Genomic DNA, 12,026 nt, shown 5'->3' with positions numbered 1-12,026 from the left:
AACTCAGGATGCCGGCGGCGACGGCGCAATCACGCCCCCAGTCAGCCTCGCCAGTGCCCAGCGCGGTTCGATCGGCCGCGCGGCGTCGGCGATATGCGCGGCGACGCGCGCACCGATGGCAGGAGCGAGCGCGAAGGCGCGGCCCGCGCCGCCGCCGACCACCCATGTGCGCGGCTGGTTCGGCAAACGATCAAGCAGCAGGTCGCCGGTGGTGGTGCGGCAGTCATGTGCAGCGGCGCTCGCGATCACCGGCGCGGTCGCGAGGTGGGGCAGGCGGCCGGCAATCCATTGGCGGATATCGGTGAGCGCGCCTTCGTCGGCGCGGCGGTCGAAGCTGTCGGGATCGACGCTCGCGTCGGCGGCGCTGCGCCAGCAGCGCACCCCCGCGCCCTCGACATCAGGGAGCAGGTGAAAGCCGTAAGCGCGGTCGATCAGGACGGGCATTGCGGGGGGACGGAATTGGGTGTCGCCCTGCCCGGGGCCGAAGTGGAAGATTTGCTGGCGTACCGCTGACAGTCGCTGCGGCGTCAAAATCTGCGGGAACAGCTCGGTCAGCCATGCACCGCAGGCATAGACGACGCTGCGCGCGGTGCCGCCGTCGGGAAGGACATAGAGGTCGCTGCGCTTGTCGCGGAGCGGCGCGGGCATCACGACATCCTCGACCAAAATTTGGGCGTCGAGGATGGTTTCTAGCACCCCGCGCTGGCCGGCGAGGACTGCGGCCTTCTCGGCGATGAGTGCCGCCTCGTCGTCGCGCCACGCGATTTGCGGATAGCGATGGCGCAGCTTTGCGCCGCTTTCGCGCCCGGTATCGCGAAGGTCGGGCAGTGCGTCGGCGGCGGTCGCGGTCGTGACGACTTCGCAGCGGGTCATAATTGGCAGGCTCGCGCTGTCGGAGAGCTTTTGCCAGGCGCCGAGGCTTTCCGCCGCCAGCGCGGCGTAGAGCGTATCGCCGCCCTGTACGGGGTCGAGCATCATCGATGACAGGCTCGATGCGGAACGGCCGCCGCCCGCACCATAGGCGTCGAACAGCCGCACGCTCTGCCCGGCGCGGACGAGGTGCCATGCGGTCCATGCTCCGAGCGCGCCGGCGCCGATCACCGCGACATCGACATGTTTTTCGGGCGCCTTTGCGCCCTTGCGGCGCCGCGAAGCGCGCGGGGCCGGCGGGTCTTTGGGCTTGGGTTCCTTCTTCGCGGCGCCGAGTGCGAGCGCGGCGGGAACGACGGCGAGCGCGCCCAGCATCCGGCGGCGGTCGATCGCCATGCCGTCAGTCCTTTTTCTTGTAATAGCGATAGCCGCCGATCCACGTCTCGAGCGGGACCATGCGGCGGATTTCGTCGGGGCTGGCGAGCATCGGGTCGGCCTCGACGATCAGGAAGTCGGCGCGCATTCCGGGCATCAGCGTGCCGAGGCGATCTTCGGCGAAGGCGGCATAGGCCGCGGTGCGGGTGAAGCCGTCGAGGGCAACCTCGCGGCTCACCGTTTCTTCTGGACGCCAACCGCCAAAGGGTTGGCCCGCGGCGTCGGTGCGCGAGATGGCAGCGGCGATACCAGGGAAGGGGTTGGCGCTCTCGACCGGCACATCGGATCCGAAGGCGAGGCGGGCGCCGGCGCTGGCGAGGCTGCGCCACGCATAAGCGCCCTTGAGGCGGTCGGGGCCGAGGCGGGCTTCGGCCATCAGGCGATCGCTCGTCTGGTGCACCGGCTGCATCGAGGCGATGACCTTCAATTGCGCAAAGCGCGGGATATCGACGGGGTCGATGATCTGCGCATGCTCGATCCGCCAGCGGCGCTCGCCGGGCAGGTCGGCGGTCAGGTCGGTGATCGCGTCGAGCGCCTCGGCATTGGCCGCGTCGCCGATCGCGTGGATCGCGACCTGGAACTTGTCCATCGACGCGCGCACCATCTTGTTGCGGAGCTGCGCTGGGGTAAGAAGGGGAAGGCCCTTTTGTCCCGGCGCATCGCTGTACGGCGTCTTGAGCCACGCGCCGCGCGAACCCAGCGCGCCGTCGAGATAGAGCTTCACGCCCACCATGCGGAGGCGGTCGTCATAAAGCCACGGGGTCGGCTCGCCTCCCGCGATCAGCGCCATATTGTCGATGTCGCCGCCATAGGAGAGGATGCGGATCGCGAGCTGTTTCTTGTCGCCGGCGCGGCGATAGGCCTGCCAGTCGGCGATCGACGTGCCCATGTCGGCGATGCTGGTAACGCCCTGTTCCATGAGCTTCTGCTGCGCGAGATAGAGGGCGCGGTCGAGGTCGCGCGCGAGCGGCTTGGGCTTGGCAGCGTCGACAAGGCTCATCGCGGCATCGATGAAGACCCCGCTGGGCTTGCCCCCCGCCATTTCGATGCGGCCGCCCTCGGGCGACTTGCTGGCGGCGGTGATTTTCGCCGAAGCCATCGCGGCGCTGTTCGCCCAACCGGCATGGCCGTCGATGCGCGTCAGCCAGACGGCGCGGTTCGGCACTGCGGCGTCGAGGTCGGCCGCAGTCGGAAAACGGCCGAGGCCCCATTTCTCCTGATTCCAGCCCGACCCGATGATCCACGGCATTTCGGGATTTTCGGCGGCATATTTGCGGATCGCCGCCTGCGCCTCGGCGAGCGAGCTGGTCTCGCTAAGGTCGAGCAGCATCAGCTGGAAGCCGAGCCCCATGACATGTCCGTGCGCGTCGATCAGCCCAGGGATTAGCGTGCGGCCCTTGCCGTCCTCCTTGAAATCGGGGCGCTCGGGGCGCTTGTCCTTGCGGTCGAGCAGCTGCTTGACCTTGCCCTGCGTGTCGATGACGAGCCCGGTGAAGCGGACGAGCTTGCCATCCTTGTCGAGCGTGACGCCGTTGACATTGTCGACCAGCGTGTCGGCGTGGGCGGGGGTGGTGAGGGGCAGCGCCAGCGCTGCGAGCAAGAGCCGCTTCACTTCGGCAGCCTCGTCACCAGCGAGCTCGTGTCGCGCCGCCCATGCCCCATGTCCTGCACATCGGCGTAAAATTGATCGACGATCGCCGCGACCGGTAGCGTCGCGCCATTGACCCGCGCTTCGTCGAGCGCGAGGCCGAGGTCCTTGCGCATCCAGTCGACCGCAAAACCAAAGTCGAACTCATCCTTGGACATTGTGCCCCAGCGGTTGAGCATCTGCCAGCTCGCCGCCGCGCCGCCCGATACCGCCTCGAACACCTTGTCGGTGTCGAGCTTCGATGCCTGCGCGAAACGCAGCGCTTCGGACAGGCCCTGGATCACTCCGGCGATCGCAATCTGGTTGACCATCTTGGTTGTCTGCCCCGCGCCGGGGCCGCCGATATGGACGATCCGCCCGGCATAGGCGCGCATCACCGGCTCGGCGGCATCGAACGCAGCCTTGCTGCCGCCGCACATGATCGAGAGCGTGCCCGCCTGTGCGCCCGATTCGCCGCCCGAGACGGGGGCGTCGACACTGAGCAGGCCGAGGGTTTCCGCCTCGACCGACAATTGCCGCGCGATGCGGGCGGAAACGGTGGTGTGATCGACGAACAGCGCGCCCTTCTTCATCGCCTTGAACGCCCCGTCGCGGCCGAGCGTGACCTGCGCGAGGTCGTCGTCGTTGCCAACGCAGGCGAGGACGACATCGGCGTCCTTCGCCGCCTCGGCGGGGGTTGCCGCCGCCGCGCCACCATATTGCGCGACCCAGGCGTCGGCCTTGGCGCGGGTGCGGTTGTAAACGGTGAGGTCGTGCCCCGCCTTGACGAGGTGGCCTGCCATCGGTCCGCCCATGACGCCGGTTCCGATGAAGCTCACGCGCAATTTTTGTTCGTTCATGGGGGAGTTCATAAGCATAGTTTGCGCGGCGCGCCAGATGGGGTAGGGCCTCTGTCGCTATGACAGATCAACTCACCCTGACCGCCGTCGCCGATTATCCGGCGATCACATTGGACGATGTGCGCGCGGCGGCGGAGCGAATTAACGGCGCGGTGATCCGCACACCGACGCTTCATTCGCAGACGCTGTCCGAACTGGTCGGCGCCGAAGTCTGGCTGAAGTTCGAAAATCTCCAGTTCACCGCGGCGTATAAGGAGCGTGGGGCGCTCAACGCGTTGCTGCTGCTCAGCGACGAGGCGAAAGCGCGCGGCGTGATCGCAGCATCGGCGGGCAATCATGCGCAGGGGCTGGCCTATCATGGCAAGCGGCTCGGCGTCCCCGTGACGATCGTGATGCCCAAGACGACGCCGCAGGTGAAGGTTTCGCAAACCGCGAGCCACGGCGCCGAAATCGTGCTGTTCGGCGAGAAGTTCGACGACGCTTCGGCGCATGCGCGCGAGCTGGAAGTCGAACGCGGGCTGACCTTCGTCCATCCCTTCGACCATCCGCACGTCGCGGCGGGGCAGGGAACGGTCGCGCTGGAAATGCTCGAGGATGTCCCCGAGCTCGATACGCTGATCGTCCCGATCGGCGGCGGCGGGCTGCTCGCGGGCATGGGCACCGCGGCGCGCGGGATCAAGAATGACATGCGCCTGGTGGGCGTGCAGGCCGAGCTTTATCCGTCGATGTACGCCGAACTTAACGGCGTTGACATGGCGTGCGAGGGCGACACGCTGGCCGAAGGGATCGCGGTCAAGGAACCCGGCGCGTACACGCGCAAACTCGTTGCCGCGCTGAACGACGATATCGTCCTCGTCGCCGAACGCCATCTGGAACGCGCGGTCAGCCTGCTGCTCCAGATCGAAAAGACGGTGGTCGAGGGCGCGGGCGCGGCGGGTCTCGCGGCGATGCTCGCGCATCCCGAGGAGTTCAAGGGACGCAAGGTCGGACTGGTGCTCACCGGCGGCAATATCGACACGCGGCTGCTCGCCAATGTGCTGCTGCGCGACCTCGCGCGTTCGGGCCGCATCGCGCGGCTGCGCATCCGGTTGCAGGATCGCCCAGGCGCGCTGTTCAAGGTGATGAAGCTGTTCGACGAGAAGCAGGTCAATATCATCGAAATCTATCACCAGCGCATCTTCACCACGCTGCCCGCGAAAGGGCTGATCACCGACATCGAATGCGAAGCGCGCGACCGCGAGCATCTGGACAGCCTCGTCACCGCACTGCGCGATGCGGGCTATATGGTGACGACGGTCGAGCTGGCCTAGTTCACCCCCTCCCGCTTGCGGGAGGGGCTTGCTATGGTCGCGCGATGAAAGACTTCACCCTCAACCTCACCGCCACCCCCGATGCCATCGACGAGCTTGGCCATGTCAACAATGCCGTCTGGGTCCAGTGGATCCAGCAGGTTGCGACCGGCCATTGGGATGCCGCAGCGCCGCAGAGCCACAAGGACGCCTATATCTGGGTCGTGGTGCGGCACGAGATCGACTATCTGCGCGCGCTCGGCCCCGGCGAAAGCGTGACTGCGCGGACATGGGTCGCGGACAAGCCGCAGGGCGCGAAGTTCGACCGTTTCATGGAATTTACCGGCGCGGACGGGAAGGTCCATGTTCGCGCGCGGACGGTGTGGGCGCTGCTCGACAAGGCGAGCGGCCGGCCGCTGCGGGTGACGGCGGAGGTGGTGGCGCCGTTTCTGGACGATGCGTCATGAGCGGCGCAGGAGCTTGGCGGCCGATGCGCGAGGCCGATCTTCCGACGGTCGTTCGCATTTCCGATACGGTGCACGGCGATTTTACCGAACCGCTGGAGACCTTTTTCGATCGTCTCGCGCATTATCCCGCAGGCTGCGCGATCCTCGAGCGCGACGGGGAAGCTTTGGGCTATCTGATCAGCCACCCCTGGCCGCGCGATGCCGCGCCGCCAAAACTCGGGTCGCAACTGGGCGCGATCCCGGTGGTGGACAGCTATTATCTCCATGATATTGCGCTGCTTCCAGCGGCGCGCGGAACTGGCGCGGGAGCGACGGCAACCGCTTTCGTCGTCCGTCAGGCCGAAGCCGAAGGCTGCCGCGACGTTCGACTGGTCGCGATTCAGGGTGCTGACAGCTATTGGCACAGGCAGGGCTTCGAATATGTCGAAGCCGATCCTTATGGGCCGGGCTCGCACCTGATGCAGCGCGAGATCGAAGCCGAATGACCGCTTCGCTGCGGATGTTGATCCGGCCCGCGCCGACGATGTTGCGGCGATCTGGCGGGCGGTTCTCGCGCGATGCCGTTCCACTTCGTCATCAGCACGAGCGCGTGCGGTGGTGACGTTCCGCAGGCTCTGATTATTCCCTGGCGCGTTCGCTCAGTGGCTTGTCGGCCAGCGCGTTCAGCGCCTTCAGTATCGCTCCGTGAACGTCCCCGACCTCTTCGAAGAGCGCGCGATAGATAGCGGTTATTCGCACACCATAGGCATCGATGCGGCGTAGCTGGTCGTGTCCCACGTCGGTCAGCCGGAAAATCTTGCGCCGCGCGTCGGCGGGATCGGCGTGCTGCGTTATGACGCCGAGGCGAAGCAGCGCCGGGCATTTCTGGATGACCAGCTGATGCGACTGGCTGAGGGCACGCGCGAGTTCGGCGGCCGAGGCTTCGCCCGCCGCGTCCAGTGCGGTGAGCAGGGAGCAGGAGCGGACGGGGACGATGATGCCGGCGTCGTCGAACAGCGGACGCGTCTGTTCCTCGATCCGCTGGCTCAATGCTTCGCTGAGGCGGCCGAGGAACGTGATGTCATTCAAGGCATTTGGGAGATCAGTCGAGGCGGGCATAGGTCTGGGTCGTTCCATCGCGGTCGATGCGTTCGAGCCCGGCGACCTTGCCGCCTTTGCGCACGACGCGGAAGCGGAAGTCGTGCACCCCCTCGATCGCCAGCAGATCGCCCGCGAGCGGCTGGAGCGACAGGCGGAAACGTTCGCGCCAGGTGTAAAGCAGTTTCCCGTCGACAAGGTCGATGCGCCGTCCTTCGTAACGACCGGCGATCGCCTTGAGCGCGGCGGCAGATAGCTGGGTGCGCTCCGCGAGCTCGGGGGCGAGCCAGTCGGCGTCGGCGCGTTTCGCCGGATCGGCCTTGACGAGATCGGCAAGCGCGAGGCGATGCGCGACGGCGAGTGCATCGGCGGAGGCGACTTCATGGTCAGGGGTGACGCCCTGTCCTTCGAAATCGCCGCGATCGACGGGGTCGCGGATCTGGCCAATCGGCACCTGCAGGAAATAATCGGTGCCGACGGGCTTGCGATCGACCGGATGCGCGCCACCCGCGGTGCGTTCGCCGACCAGCGTTGCCCGGCCCAGCTTCTTGAGGGTGTAGGCGAACCATTCGGCCGCCGAGAAGCTGGTCGAACCGGTGAGGACATAGACGGGTTTTCCGGTCAGGCGTTTCGCGGGCAGCGCGGGGAGGACCCACTGGCCGCGTTCGACGCGGCGGCCGTCGAGATTATAGTAATAGTCGAACAGTTCCTGATCCTTGTCGCCGCGAAAGAGCTGGCTCGCGAGCAGCTGCGCCATCTCGAGATAGCCGCCATTGTTGTAGCGCAGGTCATAAATCACCGCGTCGCCATTCTCGATAAAGCGCATCGCGGCGGCGGCGGCGTCATATCCGAGTTCGGGGTCGGCAAAATGCGTCAGATCGACATAGGCGATGTTGCCGTCGAGGTAGCGGAGCCCGGCAAAGCCGAAATTCCGGCGCGCTTCGTCCTTGCGTTCCTCGTCGCGCAGCGCTGCGGCGCGTACGGGATCCTGCCGTGCGGCATAGTCGGCGACCCACGCCGGATCGACCCCGACGGCGAAATGCAGATCGTTGCTCGCGGCAATCAGATCGTCGGTCAGCGCGCGCGCGAGGGCGGGACGGTCTTGCGCCTTGTCATAATCGCCGGCGTCGAGGTTGTGGCGCAAGGCCGCGGCGATGGTTTTTGCCTTGTCGGGATAGACATAGTTCGCCTCGAGCGTCTGGCCGAGCTGTTCGACCACGGCGCGTCGGTCGGCAGCGGAAAGCGGGGCTTCGTCCGCGGCGGCAACGGTCGCCAGCCAGGCCGTCGTGGCGGCCATAAAGACGGTCCAGCGCTTGTTGTTCATCCGATTCCCTGTCTGTGATGCGATTCGTACAATATATTGCGCAATATGTTGTATGAATCGGCAACGCAAGAGGGCTGGATCAAAATAGAGGGGTGAGGGCTGGCGTTGCTTTCAACCCCGTCGCCTGTACTGCTCCCGGCCTACACCGGGGAACCGCCGGTTTCGGTCGCCAGGGATTCTCACGCATAACCCACCCAGCCGCGCCAGGTGAAGGCGGCGTAAAATTGTTCGACGCCGGTGAATCCCGCGTCGCGCAAGACCGCCTCATCGGCTTCGGGGCTCAGCATCGCGACATGGGTGGCGACGGCCTCGCGGCCTTTGGCGACCTGATCGGGATCGCCGCCAGAAGCGATGGCAAAGGCGGCGTAGCGGTCGAGCCAGCGGTCGCGTTCGTCCGGGCCTTGCGGGAAGCTGCCGTGCGCGGCGACGAAGGGTGCGCCGGGTTTGAGGCGCGCGCGGATCTGCGCGGCGGTGCGAATCCGCTCTTCAGTCGCGAGAAAGTGGAGGGTGAGCAGGCACGTCGCGCCGTCGAAAGGGCCGGCCGGCGCATCGTCGATATATCCCTCGATCAGATCGGCGCGGTCGGCGTTTGCGCCCATGACCTCGGCCGCCAGATCGAGCATCGGGCCCGCCGGATCGACGCCGGTGAAACGCCAGCCTGGATGCGCTTCGGCCATCGCCTTGAGTTCGCTGCCGCCGCCAGCGCCGAGGACGAGGATATGCGCATCGTCGGGTACGCGCTCGGCGAGCAAAAGTCCGGTCATGCGGTGGAGCCCGTCGAGCCCCGGCACGAAACGCCGCGGCCCTTCGGTATAGCGCGCGACCGCGGCCGGGTCCTTGAAGCTGTCGAGGAAATGCCGGGCGCCTTCAGTCATGAATATGCTCCTGTGCAGGGATGGACCGCGCGGCCATGCGCGCGTGGAAATCGGCGGCGAGCTGCGCGAGCGTGACCTCGCCAAAGCGCGCGAGGAGCAGCGCCTCGGCGTCGCGGAAGCTGGTGTCGAGCGCGGCGTTGACCGCCTGTTCGACGAGGCAGCCGGGCGCTTCGGTGCGGTTGCCCATCGCCATCAGGTTCGGACGGCCGATCGCGTCATAGACGTCGCGCATCGTGATGGCCGAAAGGTCGCGCGCGATCGTCCAGCCGCCGCCATGCCCCTTTTCCGAATGGACGAAGCCCGCATCGCGGAGGCCGCCGAGGATACGGCGGATGACGACGGGATGCGTTTGCATCGCCTTCGCCTGCTGGTCGGAGGTCATCGGCGTACCTTGCTCCGCCATGTGGAGGAGGACGTGGAGCACGCCCGAGAGTCGGCTGTCGCGTTTCATGTAACTTTAGATAGTGCGTGAAAGCGCCACGTCAAGCGCGGGCTTGATCGCCACGCGTGCTGCTGTTAGGCCTGCCCGTGATGACCAGCGACCGATCCAATCGATTCAAGGCGTATTGGCGCTCCTTTACATAGGAGCGGCATGGCATCACCCTTTGACCATCGCCGCCGTGTTCGGACAGGCGAATGGTTATCATCACACCACCACCACCACCCCTCGATCACGGCGTGCGCTTTTTAAGAGACGCGACATGACCGATACCTTGCTTGCCCTGTCGACCGAAAATTGCCGCATCGCGCCGCTGCACGCCGATGATGCGCGCGCGCTCGCGACGATCACCGATGAAACGGTGACCTCGCAGGTCCATTTCCTGCCCGCACCGTTCACCGAGGCTGATGCCCGTGCGTTGATCGCGCGATCGGGCGGCGGCGATGTTTTTCACGCAGTGCGCGACGCCAGCGGCGGCGAGCTCAACGGCGTGATCGGCGTCCACCGCCGTGCGGGGGAGGAGTATGAGATCGGATACTGGTTCGCCGCGCGGGCCCGCGGCCGTGGGATCGCGACCGAGGCCGTGCGTGCGGTCGTCGATGCGCTCATCGGGTCGCGGCCGGGCTGTGCGATCGTCGCTGAATGCCATCCGGACAACGAGCGCTCGCGTGCGTTGCTGCGGCGGGTGGGCTTTGTGTCGACGGGGCTGGCCGGACGGCGGCCAGGGCGGATGTTGTTGTCGTGGCGCGCCGCGCCGGCCTATCGCATCGACGTGTGCTGACCCTGCGCCACCTCTTCGGTCAGCGCCTTGACGATCGCGGCGACCGAGGTGGGGGCATAGGCAAAGCCCATATGGCCGCAATCGACCTCGACCTGGCGGTCGCTTTCGTCAGCGCTGCCGCGCGCACTGTTGATCGCGACGACGCCGTCATGCTTCGACCAGAGCGCGAAGGTCGGCATTTCGGGGCGCGGTGCGGGGTGGAAATCGATTGGCGGATTGTCGACCGGGTGGCGGGCGACGAGGTGATAGAGCCGCCATGCGCGGTTGGCGCGGCGCGATCCCGAGAAGGGCGAGCCGAGGGTGACGACGCGCGCGACCTTGCCCGGGTGGTGCTTGGCATATTCGCGCGCGTAGATGCCGCCGAGGCTCCATCCGACGAGCGCCGGGGCGTGGCCGGTGCGGTCGATGATCCACTGGACGCGGCCGTCGATCCGCTCGATGATATCGGGGGTCGCGCCGCGGTTGAAACCAAGGCCCCAGGCATAGCAACGAAAGCCCGCGCGGCGCAGGTCGGCGCGCAGCGCCTTGGTCGCCCAGTCGCCCGACAGGAATCCCGGAAGCACCATCACCGGCGGATGGTCGCTGTCGGGATTGGGTTCGGGCGGCATCGGGCGGATGCGCCCGGCGATTGCGCGCGCGAATCCTCCTATCTCGCGCCACAGCAGCTTCAGCGGCGGCGCGGCATCGGGGTCGGCGATGCGCGCGGGCCATTCGCTGCGCCGGGAGAGAAAGCTGCGGATCACTGCTTCGGGACGAGCTTTACCAGCCTGCCGTCCTCGCCATCGGTGAGCAGCCAGACGGTTCCGTCATCACGCACCTCGACCTCGCGGATGCGGGTGCCAAAGTCCCAGCGGTCCGATTTGTGGAGCGTGTCGCCGTCGATGGCCATCCGGACCAGCCCCTCGCCCGACAGCGCGCCCATCAGCAGGCTGTTCTTCCAGCCGGGATAGAGGTCGCCGCCGTACCAGGCGAGCCCGCCGGGCGAGACCGACGGGTTCCACCACAGCTTCGGCGCGGCAAATTCGGGACGGGTCGGATGGTCGGGAATATCCTTGCCGTCATAATGGTCGCCGTTCGACACGACCGGATAGCCGTAATTGGCCTTCGCCTCGACCAGATTGACCTCGTCGCCGCCCTTTGGACCCATTTCCTGGTTCCAGAGCTTGCCGGTGCCGTCGAAGGCGAGGCCGAGGATGTTGCGGTGGCCGAGCGACCAGATTTGTGCGGTGACCCCGCCCTTTTGGGCGAAGGGATTGTCGGCGGGGATGCTGCCATCGGGGTTTAGCCGCAGGATTTTGCCGAGATTGGCGTTCATATCCTGCGCGGGGTCGAATTTCTGCCGCTCGCCCGACCCGATGAACAGATATTTGCCGTCGGGCGAGAAAGCGAGGCGGTGCGAGAAATGGCCGCGGCCGGTGACCTTGGGGCTCTGCGTCCAGATCGTCTGGAGGCCCGTGAGCTTGGGCGCGTTACCCTGTTCGAGTTTGGCGCGCGCGACCACGGCGCCAAAAGTGCCGCCGTCGCCGGCCTCAACCCAGCTCAGGTAAATATTGCCGGTCGTCGCAAAGTCGGGCGCGAGGATTACGTCGCCGAAGCCGCCCTGACCGCCATAAGCAACCGCCGGTACGCCCGCGACGTCGAGCAGTGCGCCGCCTTCCTGCCACAGCTTCAGCTTGCCCGCCCTTTCGGTGACGAGCGCGAGACGGGTGCCGGGGATGAAGGTCATCGCCCACGGTTCCTTGAAGCGCGCGACCTCCTGCACCGTAAAGGGGGCATCGGCGACCGGGGTGGCCGGCTGCGCGCCCGATGCGTCAAGTTTCGCGGTATCGGCGGGGGCGGCGTTGCTGCTGGTCGTGCCCGCCGAACAGGCGGCGACGACCATCGCGGCGGAAAGCGCGAGGGCAGGGAGCTTCGTCATCGGGGGAACTCGCTTTGCTGGGGAAGGATACGTCCATTTTGGCGCGTCGCTGCGGCAAAGTCGA

13 protein-coding genes are annotated in these 12,026 nt (G+C 66.7%); 4 read left to right on the top strand and 9 right to left on the bottom strand.

What is annotated here, in order from left to right:
* Window positions 1-3: 3 nt before the first annotated feature.
* The 3 genes from AC1RRJ_RS17960 to AC1RRJ_RS17950 are packed head-to-tail and all read right to left on the bottom strand — an operon-like array spanning window position 4 to window position 3,792.
* On the bottom strand, window positions 4-1,266 hold the full coding sequence (locus AC1RRJ_RS17960) for an NAD(P)/FAD-dependent oxidoreductase (RefSeq protein ID WP_493125187.1): 1,263 nt from the start codon (window positions 1,264-1,266) through the stop codon (window positions 4-6).
* 4 nt (window positions 1,267-1,270) lie between these two features.
* Window positions 1,271-2,917, bottom strand: a complete 1,647-nt coding sequence (locus tag AC1RRJ_RS17955; protein ID WP_493125185.1) for an amidohydrolase — start codon at window positions 2,915-2,917, stop codon at window positions 1,271-1,273.
* Window positions 2,914-3,792 (bottom strand): NAD(P)-dependent oxidoreductase, encoded by an 879-nt coding sequence (locus AC1RRJ_RS17950; RefSeq protein ID WP_493125183.1) that lies wholly within the window; start codon window positions 3,790-3,792, stop codon window positions 2,914-2,916. The genes AC1RRJ_RS17955 and AC1RRJ_RS17950 overlap by 4 nt, the downstream gene beginning before the upstream one ends.
* Window positions 3,793-3,851: 59 nt before the next feature.
* On the opposite strand from AC1RRJ_RS17950, the gene AC1RRJ_RS17945 reads away from it, so the two are divergent.
* Genes AC1RRJ_RS17945 through AC1RRJ_RS17935 form a run of 3 tightly spaced genes read left to right on the top strand, consistent with a single transcriptional unit; the run spans window position 3,852 to window position 6,033 of the window.
* Entirely contained in the window at window positions 3,852-5,102 is a 1,251-nt protein-coding gene (locus AC1RRJ_RS17945) for a threonine ammonia-lyase (RefSeq protein ID WP_493125181.1), read from the top strand.
* A 44-nt stretch (window positions 5,103-5,146) separates the two neighbouring features.
* Window positions 5,147-5,548 carry an acyl-CoA thioesterase gene (locus AC1RRJ_RS17940; RefSeq protein ID WP_493125179.1) on the top strand — a complete coding sequence of 134 codons (402 nt, stop codon included), beginning with the start codon at window positions 5,147-5,149 and terminating at the stop codon, window positions 5,546-5,548.
* On the top strand, window positions 5,545-6,033 hold the full coding sequence (locus tag AC1RRJ_RS17935) for a GNAT family N-acetyltransferase (RefSeq protein ID WP_493125177.1): 489 nt from the start codon (window positions 5,545-5,547) through the stop codon (window positions 6,031-6,033). The genes AC1RRJ_RS17940 and AC1RRJ_RS17935 overlap by 4 nt, the downstream gene beginning before the upstream one ends.
* 133 nt (window positions 6,034-6,166) lie before the next feature.
* Here the strand turns inward: AC1RRJ_RS17935 and AC1RRJ_RS17930 are convergent, their stop codons facing one another.
* The 4 genes from AC1RRJ_RS17930 to AC1RRJ_RS17915 form a co-directional block, all read right to left on the bottom strand.
* Complete coding sequence (locus tag AC1RRJ_RS17930) at window positions 6,167-6,616, bottom strand: MarR family transcriptional regulator (RefSeq protein ID WP_493125175.1); 450 nt, start codon at window positions 6,614-6,616, stop codon at window positions 6,167-6,169.
* 13 nt (window positions 6,617-6,629) lie between these two features.
* On the bottom strand, window positions 6,630-7,949 hold the full coding sequence (locus AC1RRJ_RS17925) for a S41 family peptidase (protein WP_493125173.1): 1,320 nt from the start codon (window positions 7,947-7,949) through the stop codon (window positions 6,630-6,632).
* A gap of 179 nt (window positions 7,950-8,128) precedes the next feature.
* Window positions 8,129-8,824 (bottom strand): class I SAM-dependent methyltransferase, encoded by a 696-nt coding sequence (locus AC1RRJ_RS17920; RefSeq protein ID WP_493125171.1) that lies wholly within the window; start codon window positions 8,822-8,824, stop codon window positions 8,129-8,131.
* Window positions 8,817-9,275: an Rrf2 family transcriptional regulator gene (locus AC1RRJ_RS17915; protein WP_493125169.1), complete on the bottom strand. Its 459-nt coding sequence runs from the start codon at window positions 9,273-9,275 to the stop codon at window positions 8,817-8,819. The genes AC1RRJ_RS17920 and AC1RRJ_RS17915 overlap by 8 nt, the downstream gene beginning before the upstream one ends.
* Window positions 9,276-9,525: 250 nt before the next feature.
* On the opposite strand from AC1RRJ_RS17915, the gene AC1RRJ_RS17910 reads away from it, so the two are divergent.
* Window positions 9,526-10,044: a GNAT family N-acetyltransferase gene (locus tag AC1RRJ_RS17910; RefSeq protein WP_493125167.1), complete on the top strand. Its 519-nt coding sequence runs from the start codon at window positions 9,526-9,528 to the stop codon at window positions 10,042-10,044.
* On the opposite strand, the gene AC1RRJ_RS17905 is transcribed toward AC1RRJ_RS17910, so the two are convergent.
* Entirely contained in the window at window positions 10,023-10,787 is a 765-nt protein-coding gene (locus AC1RRJ_RS17905) for an esterase/lipase family protein (RefSeq protein WP_493125165.1), read from the bottom strand. The two genes, AC1RRJ_RS17910 and AC1RRJ_RS17905, sit on opposite strands and share 22 nt — an antisense overlap.
* Complete coding sequence (locus AC1RRJ_RS17900) at window positions 10,784-11,962, bottom strand: PQQ-dependent sugar dehydrogenase (RefSeq protein WP_493125164.1); 1,179 nt, start codon at window positions 11,960-11,962, stop codon at window positions 10,784-10,786. Before AC1RRJ_RS17900 ends, AC1RRJ_RS17905 begins: the two co-directional genes overlap by 4 nt.
* Window positions 11,963-12,026: the final 64 nt, after the last annotated feature.

This window comes from Sphingopyxis sp. GW821-FHT12C06 (assembly GCF_058807415.1).
The sequence above is the reverse complement of the archived record's forward strand: the minus strand, read 5'-3'. Positions and strand labels throughout refer to the sequence as shown.

Bases quoted from the DNA above. Each gene is read 5' to 3' on its own strand.
- AC1RRJ_RS17960 (WP_493125187.1), bottom strand. From the start codon at position 1,266: ATGGCGATCGACCGCCGCCGGATGCTGGGCGCGCTCGCCGTCGTTCCC.
- AC1RRJ_RS17950 (WP_493125183.1), bottom strand. From the start codon at position 3,792: ATGAACGAACAAAAATTGCGCGTGAGCTTCATCGGAACCGGCGTCATG.
- AC1RRJ_RS17945 (WP_493125181.1), top strand. From the start codon at position 3,852: ATGACAGATCAACTCACCCTGACCGCCGTCGCCGATTATCCGGCGATC.
- AC1RRJ_RS17940 (WP_493125179.1), top strand. From the start codon at position 5,147: ATGAAAGACTTCACCCTCAACCTCACCGCCACCCCCGATGCCATCGAC.
- AC1RRJ_RS17935 (WP_493125177.1), top strand. From the start codon at position 5,545: ATGAGCGGCGCAGGAGCTTGGCGGCCGATGCGCGAGGCCGATCTTCCG.
- AC1RRJ_RS17925 (WP_493125173.1), bottom strand. From the start codon at position 7,949: ATGAACAACAAGCGCTGGACCGTCTTTATGGCCGCCACGACGGCCTGG.
- AC1RRJ_RS17920 (WP_493125171.1), bottom strand. From the start codon at position 8,824: ATGACTGAAGGCGCCCGGCATTTCCTCGACAGCTTCAAGGACCCGGCC.
- AC1RRJ_RS17915 (WP_493125169.1), bottom strand. From the start codon at position 9,275: ATGAAACGCGACAGCCGACTCTCGGGCGTGCTCCACGTCCTCCTCCAC.
- AC1RRJ_RS17910 (WP_493125167.1), top strand. From the start codon at position 9,526: ATGACCGATACCTTGCTTGCCCTGTCGACCGAAAATTGCCGCATCGCG.
- AC1RRJ_RS17900 (WP_493125164.1), bottom strand. From the start codon at position 11,962: ATGACGAAGCTCCCTGCCCTCGCGCTTTCCGCCGCGATGGTCGTCGCC.